General features: G+C 62.3%; 1 protein-coding gene. It reads left to right on the forward strand.

Annotated elements, in window-relative coordinates; genetic code table 11:
• Window positions 1-111: 111 nt before the first annotated feature.
• Window positions 112-387 (forward strand): transposase (locus IE98_RS0141720; protein ID WP_030278019.1); only part of this gene is annotated, 276 nt, incomplete at its 3' end.

Genomic DNA, 387 nt, shown 5'->3' on the forward strand with positions numbered 1-387 from the left:
GTTCTTCAGACCTTACGTCGGACAGGACGCCGTTAACGGGACAGCCCTTAGAAACCAAAGAATAGAATCTTTAGACCGTGTCCCATGTGGGTTCGGCCCGTTGGGCCAGTCATGGGGCGGGGTACGTGGAGTTGGATTGTTCCGGACGGGCTGTGGGAGATCGCGGAGCCGTTGATCCCGCCGTCGAAGGTGCGGCCTCAGGGCGGCGGGACGCAGGACACGCCTGATGAGACGTTGTTCGCTGCGATCATCTACGTGCTGGTCAGCGGTTGCGCTTGGCGGGCGTTGCCGCCGTGCTTCGGGATATCGAAGTCGACGGCCCACCACAGGTTCTTGATCTGGTCCAGGGCTGGTGTCTGGGGCCGGCTGCACGAGGAGATCCTGCAC

The organism is Streptomyces sp. NRRL B-24484 (assembly GCF_000717715.1).
Taxonomy (GTDB): domain Bacteria; phylum Actinomycetota; class Actinomycetes; order Streptomycetales; family Streptomycetaceae; genus Kitasatospora.